Consider the following 19,993-nt stretch of genomic DNA (forward strand, 5'->3'; position numbering starts at 1 on the left):
CCTTTGGCGGTGCCAATAAATAATTAATAAATATGTCTCAAATTAAAATAGTTATATTAACAACACTCTTCTTTTCATTATTATGTAATGCTCAAAATTACGATTTTGGAAAGGTGTCGAAAGAAGAATTAATTGAGCAATCGTATCCTTTAGATTCTTCTGCTGTGGCGGCTTACCTTTATAAATATAGAAAGAGTTATTATGTCTACAGTCAAAACAGCGGATTGTCACTTGTCACAGAAATACATGAACGTATAAAGGTTTATGATAAAGCCGGGTTTGATCACGCGACCAAGATTATAAATTTAAGTAAAGGTATTGGTAGTGCAGAAGTAGTCTCAAAGATAAAAGGTTATACATATTCTCTGGTAAATGGGGAAATAGTTGAAACTAAGTTAGAAAAAGACGGCATATTTAAGTCTGAGTTTTCAAAAGGTATGAACCAGGTAAAACTTACCATGCCTAAGGTTAAGGAAGGTAGCGTTTTGGAGTATAGGTATAAAATTATATCTCCATACTATAGCAGTATCGATGAGTTTCGTTTTCAAGAAGCAATACCTATAAAACGACTTAAAGCTAGTATGGCTATTTTTGATTATTTCAGATTCAATCAACGTCAAAAAGGTTTTTTGCCACTTAATCCTAAAACAGATCGGGTAATGAACAATCAAGTTGGTACCTATGATATTGTAACTTCATACAATCTTGTAAATGTTCCAGCTTTAATAGATGAGAGCTTTGTCAGTAATATAGATAATTATAGAAGTGGTGTAGATTTTGAAATTGTTTCCGTTCAATTTCCAGGTGAAATGTCCGAGAATTTTGCTAAAAGTTGGGAAGATGTTGTTGCCACTATTTACAAGAATACATCATTTGGTAATGAATTGGAAAAGAAAAATTTTTTTGAAGATGACCTTGATAATAAACTTAAAGGTATCGCCGATAAAAAACAACGTTTAAAGGAAGTTCTCACTTTTGTGAAAGATAAGATAAAATGGAATAAAAATCTTGGTGTTACCGCAGAGGAAGGAGTTAAAAAGGCTTATAAGAGTGGTGCAGGAAATTCTGGGGATATCAATTTGTTTTTGGTATCCTGTTTAAAACATGCGGGCTTTGACGCTTATCCAATTATTTTAAGCACAAGAGATCACGGAGTTCAGTTGTTTCCAACTTTAAAAGGTTTCAATTATGTAATAGCAGGTGTAAAAGATGGTGAAAGTTATTCTTTTTTAGATGCTACGGAAAAGTATAGTATGGTAAATGTTTTACCAATGAGAGATTTAAATTGGTTTGGCAGGGCTATCAATAAAGATGGTACGGCAGTAATGGTGGATTTGCTACCTGCAAAAATGTCAAAGGAAATTACCATGTTAAATTTAGTTCTTGATGATGATCTAAGTTTTGAAGGTTCTGTAAAACAACGCTATTCGGATTATTATGCTATGTTGTTACGGGATAAATATAATGCGGAAACTGAAGTTGAATACATTCAAGAGTTAGAAGACAAGTATAGCGGTATTGAGATTTCAAATTTTGAAATAAAAGAAGTAACACAACCAAATAAAATTATAAATCAAGCGTACGAGATTTATTTAGATGAAAGTATTGATGATGCCGGTGATAAATTATACTTTTCCCCGTTATTGCATCTTTCCCAAGATGAGTCACCGTTTAAATCTGAAATAAGGGAATTTCCTGTTGATTTCGGTTACCCTTGGGAGGATAGTTTTATTGTAAATATTACACTACCTGAAAATTATACAATAGCAACATTGCCAGAGAATAAAATGATTTCTTTGCCCAATAAATTAGGCTTCTTTAATTTTCAAATATCAACTCTGGATAACACCCTACAAATTTCTTCAAAAATCAGCTTTAAAAAAGCTTTGATTTCCAATGATCATTACGCACAATTAAAAGAATTTTATCGTCAGATAGTTGAAAAACATTCGGAGAAAGTTGTTTTACAAAGAATTTAAGATCATCATAAAATATATCTTAAAAAGAACACTGTATAACTGTAAATTAAATTCAACCTACCACTTTTAGTATGTACTATTTTAGATTGTTTACCCTTTTTTTCATTTTGTTCGTGCATTTTAAAAATTGTTTTGCTCAAGAAATACCAGAGTTTGGTACTTTGTCAAAGCTAGAGAGTGAGTTTGTGTCTTATGAACAAGATCCGGAAGCTGAGGCAGTTTATTTATATGAATATGGTAATAATTATTTTGAAATTAGAGATGACTACATCTACCTGATAACAAAATATCATGCTAAAATTAAAATACTTGAAAAAGAAGGCTTTGATTATGCAAATATTGAAATACCACTATATCGTTCCAAGAAGAGAAAAGAAAAAATAGTCAATATTAAGGCTCAAACACATAACGGAGAGTTTAAGCATTCTGTAAAAGCCAGTGAATTCTTTGAAGAAGAGGTCAATGAAAAGTGGACTCAGACAAAATTTACTTTTCCTAATGTTAAAGAAGGGTCTATTGTTGAATATGAATACGAAATGCAATCTCCTTTCTTTTTTAATTTTACGGGATGGGAATTTCAATCGGATATTCCTAAGTTGTATTCTGAGTTCAATGCAAAAATACCTGGTAATTGGCTGTATAATAGAAGCCTTAAAGGTAAATTGAATTTAGATGTTAATGAGGCAGATATAGTAAAAGGTTGTTTTAAATTTCCAGGCACAAAAGATGATAGCGACTGCGAGTCCTTGAAATATGTAATGGAAAACGTACCGGCATTTAAGGATTCTGAAGCATATATGCTATCATCTAATAATTACAGGTCTAAGTTAGAGTTTGAACTTTCTGAATATAAGAGTTTCTATGGCGGTACTGATAAATACACAAAATCATGGGATGATGTAGATCAGGAATTTAAGACCGATAAGGATATTGGTAGTCAGCTTCGTAAAAAGAATTTTTTTGAAAAGAATGTTGATGAAAGTTTATTGACCGAAGGAGATGAAATTACACGTGCCAAAAATATATATGAATTTGTAAAAAAACATTTTGTATGGAATGAGGAATATGGTATCTGGCAAGGTAATAAGGTGAAAAAAGCTTTTGACGAGAAGAAGGGTAATGTAGCAGAAATTAATATTGCTCTAATAAATCTTTTAAATGCGGCGGGCTTAAAAGCTAACATGATGGTAATGGCCACCCGTAAAAGAGGATTGCCAAAGAAGACCCATCCTGTCATGAGTGATTTTAATTATATCGTCGCAAAACTGGATATTGAAGGAAAGTCCTATTTATTGGACGCAACTAATAAATATATGCCTTTTGGCATGCTGCCATATCGTTGTTTGAATTATTACGGTAGAGTAATGGATTTTGATAAGGATAGTTATTGGTATGATATTGTGCCGGAAAATTTGAATGCTGTAATGTTGCGGGCTCAGATGACTATCAATACTACCGAACAAAAGTTGGAAGGTATTTTTGATTTAACGAATACGGGATATAATAAGGTGTCACAAGATAAATTGCTTGCAACTACAAATGAAGATAGTTATATTGAAAAATTGGAAGAAGAGATTTCAGATGATTTTTATATTATTTCTCATGAAAAGAGATCTAAATATTCTAATGAGAAAAAGCTTACTGAGCGTTTCAATTTTGAAATTGAAAACTTGTTCCAGGGCGATGATATTTATTTAAATCCTTTTGTACTAAAATTTTTCGATAAAAATCCTTTTACGGCTTCGGAAAGAAATTACCCAGTTGATTTTGGTTACCCAATGAAATATCAGTATGTTTTAAATGTTAAAATTCCGGATGGGTATAGCGTAAAGTCCTTACCTGAAAATAAAAATTTTGTTATTCCTGAAAATGGTGGTGTATTAAAATTAAATGTATCTGATAACAACAGCGGTACCCTTAATTTATTTTTTACTTTTGATTTGAATTTTGCGCATTATGGTAACGCATTTTATAAAGGGTTGAAAGAACTTTTTGATGAAGCTGTAAAAAGTCAAGGTCAATCTTTGATTGTTTTTGAAAAAATTTAAGATACACTATGAACATTAAAAACGCACAATTAGAAGTAGATAATTGGATCAAGGAGCACGGAGTTCGCTACTTTAACGAATTAACTAATATGGCACAGCTTACCGAAGAAGTAGGCGAGGTTGCAAGAATAATCGCTAGACGCTATGGAGAGCAAAGCGAAAAAGAGTCTGACAAGAACAAGGATCTGGGCGAAGAATTGGCAGATGTTATGTTCGTAGTATTGTGTTTGGCCAACCAAACCGGTGTTGATTTACAACAAGCTTTCGATAAAAAGTTAGATTTAAAAACAAAGCGTGATCATGACCGTCATCACAATAATAAAAAGTTGAAATAGGCGTATATTTGGCGTTCTATTTTTAAAATGATACGCATTGAAACTTCAATTGACAGGTCCGTCCAATACTAAGCTAAACGATACAATTACTATAACAGGTTCAAAAAGTGAATCTAACCGTAGTTTATTATTGTCGGCTTTATATCCAAATATTAAAATAGAGAATATTTCCAATTCAGACGATGCCCAAGTTATGGCAAAAGGTTTGGAAATTACGGAAGGTACCGTAGATATTCATCATGCAGGTACCGCTATGCGTTTTTTAACCGGATATTTTGCATCACAAGCTGGTAAAGAAGTAGTGCTTACCGGTTCTAAGAGAATGACGGAGCGGCCTATAAAAATCTTGGTAGATGCCTTAAAAACCCTGGGAGCGGAAATATCTTATATTCAAGATGAGGGATATCCCCCTATAAAAATTAAAGGACAGCAAATTGTAAAAGATAAAGTGAGTTTACCGGCTAATGTAAGTAGCCAATATATTTCTTCATTATTGTTGATTGCTCCAAGTTTGGAAAACGGACTAGAATTGGAACTGATTGGTAAAATCACTTCTGTGCCGTACATAAAAATGACCTTGGCGTTGTTAGAGGAAATTGGAGTGGAAACTTCTTTTGAGGGTAACCTCATCAAAGTCTCTGCAAAGGAAAAAGTAGCGCCAAAAACATTGGTAGTAGAATCAGATTGGAGTTCTGCCTCTTATTATTATAGTATTTGCGCACTGGCAACTCCGGGAACACAAATAACGTTATCTGCCTACAAAAAAGAAAGTCTTCAAGGAGACAGCGTACTTGCCAATATTTATACTTCGTTTGGTGTAGAGACCACTTATGGCAATAATAACATTACTTTAAAAAAGACCGATAAAAAGATAGAATCTAAGAATGAGTTTGATTTGGCAAATGCTCCGGATATAGCCCAAACAATTGCGGTTACCTGTTTTGGTTTAGGGGTAGGTTGTTATTTGACCGGCCTGCACACCTTAAAAATTAAAGAGACCGATCGTTTAGAAGCTTTGCATACAGAACTATCTAAATTAGGGGCGAATATAACCGTTACGGATAAAACATTGACCATAATACCATCTGTAGGTATTCTTGAAGATATTGCCATAGATACATATAATGATCATAGAATGGCAATGGCTTTTGCTCCTCTGGCCATGAAAACAACACTTTTTGTTAATGATGCAGAGGTGGTATCTAAGTCATATCCTGATTTTTGGAACGACCTAAAACAATTGGATTTCGGTATAAAAGAATTATAATTAACGATTTACTTGACAAGGCCTATCTGCAGATTGTATATTTGCAGCCGCAATTTGCTACATTAAATATAACAGCTACATGAAATTATCAAATTTTAATTTTGAGCTTCCAGACGAATTATTGGCGGAGCATCCATCTGAAAATAGAGATGAGTCTAAATTAATGGTCATCCACAGAGATACCGGAAAGATTGAGCATAGAATGTTCAAGGACATGATCGACTATTTTGATGAAGGTGATGTTATGGTTCTTAACAATACAAAAGTATTTCCAGCACGTTTGTACGGTAACAAGGAGAAAACCGGAGCTCGTATTGAGGTTTTTCTTTTACGTGAGTTGAACGAAGAGCAACGTCTATGGGATGTTCTTGTTGATCCTGCACGTAAAATACGTATTGGTAACAAACTATATTTTGGTGATGATGAAACCTTGGTGGCAGAAGTTATTGATAATACTACTTCTAGAGGTAGAACCTTACGTTTTCTTTATGATGGTGCTTACCTTGATTTCAGAAGAAAATTAAGGGAATTAGGTGAAACTCCGTTACCAAAATATATAAAGAGAGATGTTGAACCTGAAGATGAAGATCGTTACCAAACGATCTATGCCAAGCATGAAGGTGCTGTGGCGGCTCCAACCGCTGGTTTGCACTTTTCTAAACATTTGTTGAAGCGTTTAGAAATTAAGGGTGTAGATTTTGCCGAGTTGACTTTGCACGTAGGTTTAGGTACATTCAACCCAGTTGAGGTAGAAGATCTTTCAAAGCATAAAATGGATAGTGAAGAAATGTTCATTGATGAAAAAGCGGCAGAGATCGTAAACAATGCTAAAGCCAAAAAACGTCGTATTTGTGCCGTAGGTACAACGGCAATGCGTGGCTTGGAAAGTGCGGTGTCCTCTAAGCAGACATTGAATACCTATGAGGGTTGGACAAATAAGTTCATATTCCCTCCTTATGATTTCAGTATTGCAAATGCCATGATTACAAACTTCCATTTGCCAAAATCAACATTGTTGATGATGGTATCTGCATTTATGGGTCATGATCTAATGAACAAAGCATATAAAGAAGCAATATTGGAAAGCTATAAGTTTTATTCTTATGGTGATGCAATGTTGATCATATAAGTTGATATAATCCTTTTTGAAAAGGAAATTTTTTTAATCCCGCTTTATCTACATATTGACAAAGCGGGATTTTTATCACCAGTAATACCTACCTTTAATAGATGGAAGAAATAAAGAAAAAAGATATCCGGGCACTAACGAGAGAGCAGCTTAGGGAGTTCTTTGTTTCTAATGGTGACAAAGCTTTTCGTGGCAACCAGGTCTACGAGTGGTTATGGCAAAAAGCTGCGTATTCTTTTGATGTAATGACCAATTTGTCAAAAGAAACCAGGGATATGTTAGAAGCCAATTTTGTCATTAACCATATTAAGGTAGATCAAATGCAGCGCAGTAGTGACGGTACTATAAAAAATGCCGTACGCTTGCATGATGATTTAATTGTGGAGTCCGTTTTAATACCTACAAAATCAAGAACAACTGCTTGTGTTTCCAGTCAAGTAGGGTGTAGTTTAGATTGTAGGTTCTGTGCAACGGCACGTTTAAAACGAATGCGAAATTTAAATCCCGATGAAATATATGATCAGGTTGTCGCTATTGATAATGAAAGCAGATTGTATTTTGACAGACCTTTAAGCAACATTGTTTTTATGGGCATGGGAGAGCCTTTAATGAACTACAACAACGTATTAAAGGCAATTGATAAAATCACATCTTCAGACGGGCTGGGCATGTCTCCAAAGAGAATTACGGTCTCTACCTCTGGTGTGCCTAAATTGATCCGAAAAATGGCCGATGACGAGGTTAAATTTAAATTGGCGGTTTCTTTACATTCAGCTGTTGATGAAATTCGTACGTCAATAATGCCCTTTAACGCTAAGTTTACCTTGAGTGATTTAAGGGAGTCTCTACAGTACTGGTATCAAAAGACAAAAAGTAGAATTACGTATGAGTATGTGGTTTGGGAAGGCATAAACGATACTCAAAAAGATGTAGATGCGCTAGTGGAGTTTTGCCGTTTTGCACCTTCTAAAGTAAATCTTATAGAATACAACCCTATTGATGACGGTGAATTTAAGCAAGCGTCCAATGCAGCTATAGATCGCTATGTAAATTCCTTGGAGCGTAATAATATCACCGTAACCGTTCGTCGTTCTAGAGGAAAGGATATTGATGCCGCATGTGGCCAGTTGGCGAATAAAAGTTAGAAGTACAAAGTGAAAAGTACTAAGTATTAAGTTAGAAGAGAGAAAATAGAGTATAGAAAATAGACTTGTTAGAAGATAAATTTTTTAGCAAAGCTAAGCTTTAGAGATAGAAGGTATTAAGTAATACGAATTACTGGAGCAATTGCTAATATAATATCTTAATTCTACATAACGCGAAGCGTTATATAAAACCAACAACCAACAACCAACAACCAACAACCAACAACCAACAACCAACAACCAACAACCAACAACCAACAACCAACAACTTTAAAACTATCCTTCCAGCTACTGTTATTTCCTTGCTTTTGCCTAATTTTGATGTTCTAATGAAGAGCGCCTGAAAATTGTAGCACAAATAAAGGAACCTGTCTATCAGGAAATGGAGTTGTTTGAGTCTAAGTTTAGAGATTCAATGACCTCTAAGGTTGCATTACTCAATAGAATTACCCATTACATCGTAAATAGAAAAGGGAAGCAAATGCGCCCTATGTTCGTATTTTTAACGGCAAAACTGTTAAATAATGGCGAAGTAAATGAGCGTACCTATCGTGGTGCATCGGTAATCGAGTTGATTCATACGGCTACATTGGTGCATGATGATGTAGTAGATGAGAGTAATAAGCGCAGGGGCTTTTTCTCTATAAACGCCCTTTGGAAAAATAAGATCGCCGTTTTAGTGGGAGACTATCTGCTTTCAAAAGGCTTGTTGCTTTCTATTGATAATGGAGATTTTGATTTGCTGAAAATAATCTCTGTTGCCGTTCGTGAAATGAGCGAAGGCGAATTATTGCAGATAGAGAAAGCAAGGCGCTTAGATATTACCGAAGATGTATATTATGACATTATAAGACAAAAAACGGCAACCTTAATAGCGGCTTGTTGTTCTTTGGGAGCTTGTTCTGTAAAACCGGATAGTCCAGATGTAGAAACCTTTAGAAAGTTTGGAGAACTTTGTGGTATGGCATTTCAAATTAAAGATGATTTGTTTGACTATGGTGGTGAAAAAATAGGGAAGCCTACAGGAATAGATATTAAAGAGCAGAAAATGACACTGCCTTTAATTTATGCGTTAAATAATTGCAGCAAGAAAGAGAAGAGTTGGGTCATCAATTCCATAAAAAATCACAATAAGGATAAAAAGCGCGTCAAAGAAGTCATTGCTTTTGTGAAAGATAAAGGCGGGCTAGATTACTCGGTGACCAAAATGTTACAGTATAGAGATGAAGCTTTAAAACTTCTAAGTACATATCCTGAATCTGATTATAAAAGCGCCTTAGAATTAATGGTGAATTACGTAGTTGAACGTAAAAAGTAAATATTACTCTTTTTTTTTACATTTGTTTAAGTGATTGAAATATAGTGTTTTAAAAATTAATTTTAATTTTTATTGACCCTCAGGCAACCATACCTTCTTCTTCTGCGTCTATGCTAATAGAAGACCAAACCAATATTTTGAAAATTATACCTTTTTATAAAAACGAGAGCCAACTCATAAAAAAAGCGTCATCGGGTAACCGCGATGCGCAAGAGCGTTTGTATAAAAAGCATGCGCCAAAAATGTTGAGCGTTTGTCGTCAGTATATAAAAGATGTTCATTTTGCGGAAGATGTCATGGTGCAGGGTTTTTTAAAAATGTTCACCAAGCTAGATACGTTTAAGTTTGAAGGTAGTTTTGAAGGGTGGTTACGTAGGATTATGATCAGGGAAAGCATATCCTATTTAAGAAAACAACAATTTGTCGTGTATGATGATGAGGTGTACGAGAAAAATCAGTCGGAAGAGATTTCGCAGAGTACTGATTTAGATACAGAGCATATACAACAATTGATAGACAAGCTGCCCCAAGGATATAAAATGGTCTTTGTATTGTATACCGTAGAAGGGTATAAGCATAAAGAAATTGCAGAAATGCTGTCGATTACCGAGAGCACTTCAAAAACACAATTATTAAAAGCTCGAAAATTGCTTCAAGATCAATTAAGGCAACAAAATATTATAGGGTATGGAAACCGATAAATTTGAAAAACATATTAAGACCAAGTTACAAGAGCGCGAAATTCAGCCATCGGCGAATGCTTGGTCCAAAATTATATCAGAATTAAATGATGATGATGCTAAAAAGAAACCCGTATATCTATGGATGGGTATTGCGGCGAGTGTAGTTGTGTTGGTAGGTATAGCAATGTTCTATTTTGGTGGAAATACTGAGGCTACCAAAATACCAGCAGAAATCGTAGACATTGAAAAAGAGCATACGTTAAAAGAAGTTCCTGTAAAAGATGTTTTGCCTATAGGTAAAGAGGAAGTAGAGGTGGTTGCACATTCAGAAAATGAAACCAGCATTGAGAACGTAGTTGAGGAAGAAAATATACAAATTAAAGAACAAGAGCCTTTAGTATTGAAAGATGCAATTGAGGTTGCGGTAAACCAAGTACCTCCTAGTACATCTGTTGAAAAATTAGTGGTGACCGATGATATTATTAATTCTAAAGTGGCCGATGTTATTGCACAAGTAACTGTTCTGGAGCAAAACAGTGCAGTGACCGATGCCGAGGTAGATTCATTACTGAAACGTGCCCAAGATGAAATTTTAAGAGATAAAATATTTAATAAAGATAAATCTGTTGATGCTATGGCTTTGTTGACAGAGGTTGAGGATGAACTTGATCAATCCTTCCGAGACCAAATTTTTGATTCCCTAAAAGCCGGTTTCATAAAAGTGCGTACTGCTGTGGCAGACCACAATAATTAATCAATCACAAATCGTTTTTCCTTATCTCTATAAAATACTATGGGGACAGGGAGCGGAGTTTATTCATCAAAAAAAATCAAAATAGAAATGAGAACAATTACCATGTATTTAGTAGCCATTTTGACACTTTTATTAATGCAAAGTGTAGTGGCTCAAGATAATTATATAGAAAAAGTAGAAATTTTAAAAGAGCAAAAGCTTAGTATAACTAGACAGGAAAAGGAAGCCTTAAAATTTGAAATAGCTGAAATAGTTAAACAATTGGAAAATGGTGAAATTACTGAAGAAGAGGCCAATGCATTAAAGATGAAGGCTGCAGAAAAAAGAGCACTTAATATAGAGGAGAGAATTGCTATTATCGATAATAAAATATCCCTTTTGGAAAGAAATAACGGCGAGGTCATAGAATTGGATACCTTAAATTATAAGTTCGCTTTTGAATTGGGATTAGGGGATGATGATGACAAACTGTTTGGAATACGTATCAATGAAAATAAAAATAGAAAAGAACAGGTCTATGACAGAAGAACTTATTCTGATATTGTTTTGGCCGTTGGTTTAAATAATGCAATTATAGAAGGGCAGTCCTTAAATGATTCTCCTTATAAAATTGGCGGAAGTAGATTTTTTGAAATGGGATGGCAATGGCGCACCAGGGTGTTTAAGAATACAAATTTCCTAAGGTTCAACTATGGGTTTTCATTTCAATTTAACGGCTTAAAGCCAAAGGATAATCAGTACTTGGTGTCATTCGATAACGGTCAGTCCGAGCTTCAGGAATTTGAATATGAATTGAATAAATCAAAATTTAGAATGGATAACTTGGTATTTCCAATGCATTTTGAATTTGGTCCTTCAAAGCTATCTACTACAGAAAAGACCATGAGATACTCGTTGCATAACAAATTTAGAGTTGGTGTAGGTGGTTATGCAGGGTTCAATTTAGGAACACGACAAAAATTAAAATATACCATTGATGGCGAAAAGGTAAAAGACAAATTAAAGCGTAGTTATAATACCAATGATCTGGTGTATGGTTTAAGTGCATACGCTGGTGTAGATGGGGTGTTGTTGTATGTAAAATATGATCTTAATCCTATATTCAAAGATGCAGCTTTAGAGCAAAGAAACATTTCGTTAGGTCTTCGCTTCGACCTTTAAATAAGAAATTCATCAATCAAATTAGCTGTGGTGCCGTTCGTAAAAACGGTTACTACAGCTAATTATTTAGTTTAGACAGTTCTCTGTTCATCTCTTCGGTAAACTCATTTTTCTAATACCCACGTTTACAATGGCTGCATTCTACGGTAGTGGTACTGGAAATTTTAAAAAGCTTGATCCAAAATATATGGAAGTAATTCTTTTGGGTTACAGCTGTCAACGTTCCCTGTTGCTGACAATAAGGGCATATACAATTAAAAAGCTTTTTAGTTTCGGGCTTTCCGGGTCTAGTGCCAAAGAATAGAATCATTATTGCTATTTTTGATGTTCTAATTTACACAAATTTATTAGCCTTTTTCAAAGGGGCTGGGGTAGCAATATGATTTCAAAAATTACCATAGATAAAGTTTATGAAACCGCTCGTTTAGAAGAGGTAATTGGTGATTTTGTACAACTGAAAAAATCAGGCTCTAACTTCAAAGGTCTTAGTCCGTTTACAGATGAGCGTTCACCAAGTTTTATGGTATCTCCCGTAAAACAGATTTGGAAAGACTTTAGTAGCGGCAAAGGCGGTAATGTGGTTGCTTTTTTAATGGAGCACGAGCATTTTACCTATCCTGAGGCTATTAAGTACCTAGCAAAGAAATATAATATTGAAGTAGAGGAGACAGAACAGTCTAACGAACAAAAAGAGCAGGCCAGTGAGCGCGAAAGTATGTATCTGGTATCTGAATTCGCCCAATCGCATTTTAAAGAAATGCTGTGGGAGTCTGAGTTGGGTAAAGCGATTGGCTTAAGCTACTTTAAAGAACGCGGTTTTACAGATGAAACCATCAAAAAATTTGAATTGGGGTATTGCCTTGATCAATGGGACGGATTTACCAACGCGGCATTGGATAAAGGATATAAATTGGAATATCTGGCTAAAACCGGATTGACCATTGTTAAGGAAGATCCTAACAATCCAAATGGATCTAGAAAATTCGACCGTTTTAAAGGTAGGGTTATGTTTCCTATTCATTCTTTAAGTGGCCGTGTACTAGGTTTTGGTGGCCGTATTTTAACGAATGATAAAAAGGCGGCCAAATACCTGAATTCGCCTGAAAGTGACATCTATCATAAGAGTAAGGTGTTATATGGTATTTACCATGCCAAACAAGCTATTGCCAAAGAGGATAATTGTTACTTGGTTGAGGGGTATACAGATGTAATTCAATTTGCACAACGTGGTATCGACAATGTAGTGTCCTCTAGCGGAACGGCACTTACGCCAGAACAGATTAGGTTGATCAACAGATTGACCAAAAATATTACGGTATTATTTGATGGCGATGCTGCCGGTCTAAGGGCATCGCTAAGGGGTATTGATCTAATTTTGGAGCAGGGTATGAACGTGCGTGTATGTACGTTTCCGGAAGGCGAAGACCCAGATAGTTTTGCCAAGAACAATGAGCTAGATGATGTCATGGCCTATTTAAACGGCAATTCTAAAGATTTTATACAGTTCAAAGCATCTTTATTGGTAAAAGAGGCGGATAATGACCCAATAAAAAGGGCTGATACCGTTAGAGATATCGTAAATAGCATTTCTAAAATTCCTGATCGCATTCAAAAGGAAATTTATATTCAAGAGTGTGCGCAGATCATGAATATATCTGAGTCAGTTCTGTTCAATACACTTGCACAAATAGGTAAGAAAGAAGAAAAGAATGTACAGGCGCAACAAAAAGAGGAGCAAAAAGCTTTTGATGTTGTTCGGAATACCAATGAGGAAAAACAAGAAAAGGTAGACGTGCAATATTTGCTAGAGCGAAAAATCATAGAATCGCTTATGTTGTACGGTAATCATAAAGAACAGTTTGAAGATTTGGTGTTGAAAGAAAATGATGCCGGAGATTTGGTGCTGGAACCGGAAATATCTGAAATTAAGGTCTATGAGAAAATCTACTTGGATCTGCAAGAAGATGAAATAGAATTGGCGAACGAAGATTTTCGTAAAATGTATGCCAAGCTAATAGAAGCTTTAAATGAAAAGGAGGAATTTTCGATAACCACGTTCGTAAATAGTCTAGAGCAAGAAATGGCCAACCAGATATCTTCTATATTAATGGAAGAGGAGCGGTATGTGTTGCATGACTGGGAGCGTAAAGAGATTTTTCCTAAGAGTAAGGAAATAGGGGTAGCGCAGTTGGTAAGTGAGACCATATTAACACTACGCTGTTTTCTGATCAAGAAAAGAATGAACACATTACAGAATACTACTGAAGATTCTACTACGGATCATAGGGAAGTACTAGAGGAAATTATGAATTACATTCAGCTTAATAAATTGCTGAACAAGAAATTGAACAGGGTATTATCCTAATATTTATGAGATAAATGAAAAAGACCTGCTAAGTGCAGGTCTTTTTTTATTTTGTTATACAGTTGTAAGAATTTAGTACAATTCTAAAGCTTTTGCCTGTTGCAATAAATCTACCATATTATCTACATTTAATTTTTTCATTAAACGAGCTTTGTAGGTACTAACTGTTTTTTCGTTTAGGTTTAACCCTAAAGCAACCTCTTTGTTTCGTTTACCACTAGCTAAAAGTTTAAGAACTTCTATTTCTCTAGTTGATAATTTTCTAAAGAACCTTCTTGGTTTTTTGGTTCCTTCGTCAAAAGCAAGACGTTGGGCAAGTTCGTTGGTAATGAACATGCTGCCTTCACTTACCTTAGTAACTGCTGCGGTAATATATTCTACACCAGATGATTTGGATAAATATCCAAAAGCACCGGCTCTAATGGCGCTAAGAGCATAAACGTCTTCAGATTGACCACTGTACATAAGTACTTTTACGTCTGGGTAATCTTTCTTGATTTTTCGTAATGCCGCTATTCCGTTAATATCTGGAATATCCATTTCTAGCATGACCACATCGGGGGTTGTGTCTTTGAGTTTTTCAAAAAGATCTTCGGTAGTAGCTACCTCGTCGATCAGTTCAAATCCCTCAGCGGATTCTAGAACCTTCCTAACTCCCATTCTTATGATAGGATGGTTATCCGCTATTAAAACTTTGATCATTAATTGTTTTTTTATATAGATTTCAGGACCTAATCTTGTCTGAAAAGACAACATGCAATGTAAGGCTTAAAATTCTAAATTAGAAGCCAAAGTTGCATTATTTTACATTTAACGTAAAATTTTGGACTTTATTTTCGATTTAATACCTTGATTCTTAGTTGAGTTGTTATTTTAACTCATTTGGTATCTCACAAACGGGAATAGGCAACATTTTATGTTGGTTCATTGTATTTAACCTTAAAAATATAGCATACACCTCTTTTTTTCTACCTTCAAAGTCATCTATTGTTTTTCCCTCGTCTTTCATGTTCATTGCCCATTCTAACTCTGGATAAGAGGCTCCTATCTGGTCTTCGTCCGTTCTGTCGTCTCCCCATAGGCCATCTGTTGGCGCAGCCTTAATTATCTCTTCGTTTACTCCCAAAGACTTTGCAATATCATATACCTCGGTCTTCATTAAATCGGCAATCGGGCTTAGGTCAACACCGCCATCACCATATTTAGTGTAAAATCCAACTCCAAAATCTTCAACTTTGTTTCCGGTACCTGCAACCAAATATCTTTCTAGTGCGGCAAAGTAGTATAAGCTGGTCATTCTCAAACGAGCTCTCGTATTGGCCAAGGACATAAATCTATCTTCCTCATTTTCTACTGCAGGCAGTGCGGCTACAAGACTATCGAATACAGGCGTAAGGTTTACCGGTTGTCTTCTAACATTGGGAAAATTTTCTATCAACCAATCAATATGTCTAGAAGCACGGTCACTTTGGTTCTCTGCTTGGTGAATGGGCATTTCTAGGCAAAGTAGGTCTAAACCTGTTTTTGCGCATAGAGTAGAAGTAACTGCAGAGTCTATTCCTCCGGATACGCCTATGACAAAACCCTTCTGCTTTGCATTTACAGCATAATCCTTTAACCAATTTACAATGTGATCAATTACTTTTTCCGTTTGCATACCACTCTAATTATTTAGTAAAATCAATTAACTTTGCCCTAAAAATAAGTTGAACACTGTAAATAATAAAATGTATTGTAAAATACTTGCTAAGGGCAAACCTATTTTTATGCTATTGTCAGTTTTTTTCGTTCTTTCTAGCTGTAATGATAGTGATAAGGTGGCAGAGGAGATTGCCGCTATACCAATGGACCTGAAAATTTCTAGATTTGATCGTGAGTTTGCCATTGCGGGTGAAAAGGGTTTGCCGTCATTACGTAAAACTTATCCATATTTGTTTCCGGCTCCTGACAGCGTATGGATTGCGAAAATGAAAGATTCCCTTCAAATAGAACTTTTTCAAGAAGTAGGCAATGCCTTTCGTAGTTTTGAGGATGAGGAAGAAGGTTTGGCGCAATTGTTCAAACACATTAAATATTATTTTCCGCAGTACAACGTACCAAAATTAATTACGGTCACCAATGATGTTGACTATAACAATAGAATTATTTTAACGGATAGTTTGTTGTTCATAAGCCTTGATAATTATCTGGGTCCGGAACATAAATATTATGGAGGCTTTCAGCGTTATATAGCAAAAACCTTGGATCGTAATTATTTAGTGAGCGATGTGGCAAGCGCCTTTGCCAAGCAAGTGGTGCCAAGGCCTAGAGACCGCTCTTACCTTGCTAGAATGATTTATTTTGGTAAAGAACTGTATTTAAAGGATAAATTGATGCCAGAAGCTAGCGATGGTAAAAAGATAGGGTATTCTGAAGAGGAAATGGACTGGGCAATTGCCAATGAAGAACCAATGTGGAGAAATTTTATTGAAAACGAATATTTATACAGTACCGATAATAAACTGAACCAACGATTTTTAGAACCGGCACCGTTTTCTAAATTCGGATTGGAATTGGATAACGAATCGCCAGGAAGGTTAGGTCGTTACATAGGCTGGCAAATTGTACGTGCCTTTATGGAAAATAATGACGTAAGCATTGTACAATTAATGCCAATGCCTGCAGATGAAATTTTTAAAAAATCAAATTACAAACCAAGAAATTAGATGGCAGATTTACATACTTCAGAGATTACACTGCGCGTAGGATTGGATGAGAATAGGATACCTGAAACATTAAACTGGTCTGCACAGGACGGTGGTGTTGAAAATGAAGCTGCAAAGGCAATGCTACTATCCGTTTGGGACAGTAAGAACCAAGAATCGCTTAAAATAGATTTGTGGACAAAAGATATGCCCGTAGATGAGATGAAAACATTTTTTCATCAGACCTTGGTTTCTTTATCGGATACTTTTCTAAAGGCGACCCAAGACGAAAAGATGACTGCTACCATGAAAGATTTTTGCGATTATTTTGCAGAAAACCTTAATTTAAAAGATCAAGGTTAAGCCGTTTTCAATTTCTTTTTACCTTTTGTTTTCTTTATCCAGTAGATAATATAGGCAGTTCCAAGTATGGATGGAGTAATCCATGCCCATAAGTTATCTTGGTGCATGCCGGCAACAATAAATGCTGTAACCGAAGCAATGAGTGCACCTAGTATTCTGCTTAAATGGTTTATGAGCCATAACTTTCTGTTTTCTAATGTATTTATAAAAAGTTTGTAATCTCCGTAAGTTAGAGAGAGACCCGTTAGTCCAAATATTAAAAAGAGGATGTTGTGAGAATAGCCTTTTAAAAGTCCTGTGATACCAAATATGATCATCAATAGGGCGGAAACAGCCATAATTCCTGAAACCAGCTTATCTGTCCAATTGGCTTTTGTCTTTTTTGGTGTTTTAAATGTTAGGGCTCTATTACCCGCCAATACCATATAAACGGTAAAAATACCCATCAAGAATAAAAAAGTATTGATGTGGTTGGGCATTCTGGCAACCACCAAAGAAATGACAGAGCTTATAAGCATGGACCAAGAAAACCATTTGCCCAATAGTTTATGATTTCGTTGTCCTTTCTTCACAACAATACTCGCTATTCCGGTAATCAGTCCCACACCACCAAAAAAAGCGTGAATGTAAACGAAGATTTTAATAATATTTTCCATGGTCGGTTGGTTTTATGTTACTCAAAGATGGAGGAATTGTTGCTTAGAGAATAAGTTAAGTTACTCAATTGTAAGTTTTGGATGCTGAGTTGTGGTGAAGATAAGTATGAGGTATTAAGTACTAAGTAAAAAGTACAAAGTCTTTGCGAGGGGCTTTTTAGCAATGTGGCAATCTGTTGAATACAAAGTTTTAATTGTGATATGGTCAGTTCGAGTGGTTTTATGATGTAGCATAGCGGAGGCATAAAATTGTATCGAGAACAGGTTTGGAACACGCTAGGGTTCTCGATACAAATTTTCTCATGCTTCGAAAATTCACTCGAACTGACATTTCGTTTTGTTGTAGTAAAGAGTATCAAGTATTAAGTAAAAAGTAGAAAGTCTTTATGAGGATTTTTTTTTCTCGCCGTGGCAATCTGTTGAATACCAAGTTATAATTGTGATATTGTCAGTTCGAGTGGTTTTTTTTACATAGCATAGTGGCGTCATAAAATTGTATCGAGAACAGGTTTGGAACACGCGAGGGTTCTCAACACCTGCCAGCTGTCAGGCAGGCTAATTTTCATATACTTCGAAAATTCGCTCGAACTGACATTTCGTTATGCCCTATTAAAAGGTGCGTAGTGCCAATTATAATAGACAAAAGATATTGCGAACAGCTAAATACTTCTTAATTAATACAAAAGAACGCGCAGCGTTGAAAAAAATATCAACTAACAACTACTTCCTATTTTTTTTAGGCTTACATGTCATACAAAAATCTGAAAGGGTATTTATTTCATTGATGACCTTGTTGTGTTCTATTTGTAACATTTCGGCATCTTTTCCAAAATCCGTTGCTTTGAACACTTGGGCACTAACGGTATTCATTTCTTGTTGAAGTTCGTTGAAAATAGGTTGAAAGAGACTAGCGTCGCTAAAGGCTCCTTTTTCCTCATAAATTTTCTTTCGTATTTTTCTAGAATATAGTTCTACCAAATCAAAATCATACCGTCCAAATTGAAGTAGTTGATTTGCTGTTAAAGAGTCTGGAGCCACCAAAACGGCTAAATTTCTCTGAAAAATAGCCTTCACCTTGTCGTTGAAATTCTTGGTGAACATAAAAGAAACCGAATTCATATTAAAACTAAAATCTATTTTAGATCCTGAATAAATGGAATAGGAGGTAAGCGCGGCATTAATTTCCGATTCCGGAGACTGATAGTCGCTTAATTGCAATTCATAATCAGGATTCCAGACAATGGGTTCTTGTGCTAGGGCAAATGATGTTGAGAATGCTATTGTCAGTACTAGAAAAATGTTTTTCACGGGATACAATTTTAAATCGAAAGTACTATAAATAGTGATTCGCAATTTGTCTTTCAATAGAATTGCGTATTAAAATTTGTTAAAGCCTATAACTGAAACTCTGTCTGGTTGCTATTGGCATCAAAAATATTTGGGTAGTGCTTTCGTGCGTTCCGTTCCATAAATTCCATAGGTACATCTTCAAAATGACCGTAGTCTTCTAAGTACTCCATGAACTGTGTTCCGTCTGCACTGAATTCTTGTAATACGGCATCATTTTCACCATCAAAATCTAAAGGCGCCACACGTAGCATTTCACATAAAGATGTATTAAAGGTAGGGGAAAGCTTCAACCATTTGCCATCTATAAAAGCATCTACCATACCGTGGGGAGTAAGCTCGTTAGATCCGAATTTTTCTATTAATCTTTCTACGCCAATATGGTTTTTAACTTTTGCTAAATGTATTCTGGCGGGTATATCCATAGCGCGCAGGCAAGCAATCAATACAATTGATTTATCTATGCAATGCCCATTTGTACGTTTTGCAATTTCACTGGCACGGTACTTCTCCTTGTTAAAACTTAGGCTATAGGGGTCATAGCGCCAATGGTCCCTTACCTTGTTGTATAGGGCAATGGCTATTTCTTTTTGTGACAACGAAGCATCTTTAAATTCTGAAACTATTGCCTGAATTTCATTACTTTCAAAATCATAAAAGTAAGTAGGGGAAAGGTAATCCATAGAATTAAGTATTTGTAGTATACATCCATTTATACGCCAAAGACTAAGGTAAGAAATTTTTAAGCGCTAAGGGGTA

The 19,993-nt window shown here is 35.4% G+C and carries 19 protein-coding genes; 13 read left to right on the top strand and 6 right to left on the bottom strand.

Annotated elements, in window-relative coordinates; translation table 11 throughout:
• Positions 1–32 precede the first annotated feature (32 nt).
• The 10 genes from PXC01_RS17165 (at position 33) to PXC01_RS17210 (ending at position 11,819) form a co-directional block, all read left to right on the top strand.
• Entirely contained in the window at positions 33–1,979 is a 1,947-nt protein-coding gene (locus tag PXC01_RS17165) for a DUF3858 domain-containing protein (RefSeq protein WP_276473512.1), read from the top strand.
• A 71-nt stretch (positions 1,980–2,050) separates the two neighbouring features.
• Positions 2,051–4,027: a DUF3857 domain-containing protein gene (locus tag PXC01_RS17170; RefSeq protein WP_276473513.1), complete on the top strand. Its 1,977-nt coding sequence runs from the start codon at positions 2,051–2,053 to the stop codon at positions 4,025–4,027.
• A gap of 8 nt (positions 4,028–4,035) precedes the next feature.
• The gene (locus PXC01_RS17175) at positions 4,036–4,362 is read left to right on the top strand and encodes a nucleotide pyrophosphohydrolase (protein WP_276473514.1); all 327 of its coding nucleotides are present in this window, start codon (positions 4,036–4,038) and stop codon (positions 4,360–4,362) included.
• 37 nt (positions 4,363–4,399) lie between these two features.
• Entirely contained in the window at positions 4,400–5,629 is a 1,230-nt protein-coding gene (gene aroA, locus PXC01_RS17180) for a 3-phosphoshikimate 1-carboxyvinyltransferase (protein ID WP_276473515.1), read from the top strand.
• A gap of 79 nt (positions 5,630–5,708) precedes the next feature.
• On the top strand, positions 5,709–6,758 hold the full coding sequence (gene queA, locus PXC01_RS17185) for a tRNA preQ1(34) S-adenosylmethionine ribosyltransferase-isomerase QueA (RefSeq protein ID WP_276473516.1): 1,050 nt from the start codon (positions 5,709–5,711) through the stop codon (positions 6,756–6,758).
• A 101-nt stretch (positions 6,759–6,859) separates the two neighbouring features.
• The gene (rlmN, locus tag PXC01_RS17190) at positions 6,860–7,903 is read left to right on the top strand and encodes a dual-specificity RNA methyltransferase RlmN (protein ID WP_276473517.1); all 1,044 of its coding nucleotides are present in this window, start codon (positions 6,860–6,862) and stop codon (positions 7,901–7,903) included.
• A gap of 340 nt (positions 7,904–8,243) precedes the next feature.
• Positions 8,244–9,221 (top strand): polyprenyl synthetase family protein, encoded by a 978-nt coding sequence (locus PXC01_RS17195; RefSeq protein ID WP_276473570.1) that lies wholly within the window; start codon positions 8,244–8,246, stop codon positions 9,219–9,221.
• Between the two features lie 137 nt (positions 9,222–9,358).
• Positions 9,359–9,922, top strand: a complete 564-nt coding sequence (locus PXC01_RS17200; protein WP_276473518.1) for an RNA polymerase sigma factor — start codon at positions 9,359–9,361, stop codon at positions 9,920–9,922.
• Positions 9,909–10,658 (top strand): hypothetical protein, encoded by a 750-nt coding sequence (locus PXC01_RS17205; protein WP_276473519.1) that lies wholly within the window; start codon positions 9,909–9,911, stop codon positions 10,656–10,658. Before PXC01_RS17200 ends, PXC01_RS17205 begins: the two co-directional genes overlap by 14 nt.
• Before the next feature lie 87 nt (positions 10,659–10,745).
• Positions 10,746–11,819 carry a hypothetical protein gene (locus PXC01_RS17210; RefSeq protein WP_276473520.1) on the top strand — a complete coding sequence of 358 codons (1,074 nt, stop codon included), beginning with the start codon at positions 10,746–10,748 and terminating at the stop codon, positions 11,817–11,819.
• Between the two features lie 112 nt (positions 11,820–11,931).
• Here the strand turns inward: PXC01_RS17210 and PXC01_RS17215 are convergent, their stop codons facing one another.
• Entirely contained in the window at positions 11,932–12,129 is a 198-nt protein-coding gene (locus PXC01_RS17215; protein WP_276473521.1) for a zinc-ribbon domain-containing protein, read from the bottom strand.
• Positions 12,130–12,198: 69 nt separating this feature from the next.
• On the opposite strand from PXC01_RS17215, the gene dnaG reads away from it, so the two are divergent.
• Positions 12,199–14,184 (top strand): DNA primase, encoded by a 1,986-nt coding sequence (gene dnaG / locus PXC01_RS17220; protein ID WP_276473522.1) that lies wholly within the window; start codon positions 12,199–12,201, stop codon positions 14,182–14,184.
• Positions 14,185–14,256: 72 nt separating this feature from the next.
• Here the strand turns inward: dnaG and PXC01_RS17225 are convergent, their stop codons facing one another.
• Positions 14,257–14,886 (bottom strand): response regulator, encoded by a 630-nt coding sequence (locus PXC01_RS17225; protein ID WP_276473523.1) that lies wholly within the window; start codon positions 14,884–14,886, stop codon positions 14,257–14,259.
• 166 nt (positions 14,887–15,052) lie between these two features.
• Positions 15,053–15,841: an NAD(+) synthase gene (gene nadE, locus PXC01_RS17230; RefSeq protein WP_276473524.1), complete on the bottom strand. Its 789-nt coding sequence runs from the start codon at positions 15,839–15,841 to the stop codon at positions 15,053–15,055.
• Between the two features lie 70 nt (positions 15,842–15,911).
• Here nadE and gldB point away from each other — a divergent pair, with 70 nt between their 5' ends.
• On the top strand, positions 15,912–16,889 hold the full coding sequence (gene gldB / locus PXC01_RS17235) for a gliding motility lipoprotein GldB (RefSeq protein ID WP_476703490.1): 978 nt from the start codon (positions 15,912–15,914) through the stop codon (positions 16,887–16,889).
• A complete protein-coding gene (gene gldC, locus PXC01_RS17240; protein ID WP_276473526.1) occupies positions 16,890–17,231 on the top strand; it encodes a gliding motility protein GldC in 342 nt (113 codons plus the stop codon). It abuts the gene before it with no gap.
• Here gldC and PXC01_RS17245 read toward each other — a convergent pair.
• The 3 genes from PXC01_RS17245 to PXC01_RS17255 form a co-directional block, all read right to left on the bottom strand.
• Complete coding sequence (locus PXC01_RS17245; RefSeq protein ID WP_276473527.1) at positions 17,228–17,887, bottom strand: hypothetical protein; 660 nt, start codon at positions 17,885–17,887, stop codon at positions 17,228–17,230. The two genes, gldC and PXC01_RS17245, sit on opposite strands and share 4 nt — an antisense overlap.
• Before the next feature lie 720 nt (positions 17,888–18,607).
• Positions 18,608–19,195, bottom strand: coding sequence for a hypothetical protein (locus PXC01_RS17250; protein ID WP_276473528.1), 588 nt, complete (start codon positions 19,193–19,195; stop codon positions 18,608–18,610).
• Positions 19,196–19,281: 86 nt separating this feature from the next.
• On the bottom strand, positions 19,282–19,917 hold the full coding sequence (locus PXC01_RS17255) for a transglutaminase-like domain-containing protein (protein WP_276473529.1): 636 nt from the start codon (positions 19,915–19,917) through the stop codon (positions 19,282–19,284).
• Positions 19,918–19,993: the final 76 nt, after the last annotated feature.

The sequence above is a fragment of the Maribacter huludaoensis genome (assembly GCF_029350945.1).
GTDB lineage: Bacteria > Bacteroidota > Bacteroidia > Flavobacteriales > Flavobacteriaceae > Maribacter > Maribacter huludaoensis.

Coding starts and splice junctions, on each gene's coding strand:
- PXC01_RS17165 (WP_276473512.1), top strand. CDS start 33: ATGTCTCAAATTAAAATAGTTATATTAACAACACTCTTCTTTTCATTA.
- PXC01_RS17170 (WP_276473513.1), top strand. CDS start 2,051: ATGTACTATTTTAGATTGTTTACCCTTTTTTTCATTTTGTTCGTGCAT.
- PXC01_RS17175 (WP_276473514.1), top strand. CDS start 4,036: ATGAACATTAAAAACGCACAATTAGAAGTAGATAATTGGATCAAGGAG.
- queA (WP_276473516.1), top strand. CDS start 5,709: ATGAAATTATCAAATTTTAATTTTGAGCTTCCAGACGAATTATTGGCG.
- rlmN (WP_276473517.1), top strand. CDS start 6,860: ATGGAAGAAATAAAGAAAAAAGATATCCGGGCACTAACGAGAGAGCAG.
- PXC01_RS17205 (WP_276473519.1), top strand. CDS start 9,909: ATGGAAACCGATAAATTTGAAAAACATATTAAGACCAAGTTACAAGAG.
- PXC01_RS17210 (WP_276473520.1), top strand. CDS start 10,746: ATGAGAACAATTACCATGTATTTAGTAGCCATTTTGACACTTTTATTA.
- PXC01_RS17215 (WP_276473521.1), bottom strand. CDS start 12,129: ATGATTCTATTCTTTGGCACTAGACCCGGAAAGCCCGAAACTAAAAAG.
- dnaG (WP_276473522.1), top strand. CDS start 12,199: ATGATTTCAAAAATTACCATAGATAAAGTTTATGAAACCGCTCGTTTA.
- PXC01_RS17225 (WP_276473523.1), bottom strand. CDS start 14,886: ATGATCAAAGTTTTAATAGCGGATAACCATCCTATCATAAGAATGGGA.
- nadE (WP_276473524.1), bottom strand. CDS start 15,841: ATGCAAACGGAAAAAGTAATTGATCACATTGTAAATTGGTTAAAGGAT.
- gldB (WP_476703490.1), top strand. CDS start 15,912: ATGTATTGTAAAATACTTGCTAAGGGCAAACCTATTTTTATGCTATTG.
- gldC (WP_276473526.1), top strand. CDS start 16,890: ATGGCAGATTTACATACTTCAGAGATTACACTGCGCGTAGGATTGGAT.
- PXC01_RS17245 (WP_276473527.1), bottom strand. CDS start 17,887: ATGGAAAATATTATTAAAATCTTCGTTTACATTCACGCTTTTTTTGGT.
- PXC01_RS17255 (WP_276473529.1), bottom strand. CDS start 19,917: ATGGATTACCTTTCCCCTACTTACTTTTATGATTTTGAAAGTAATGAA.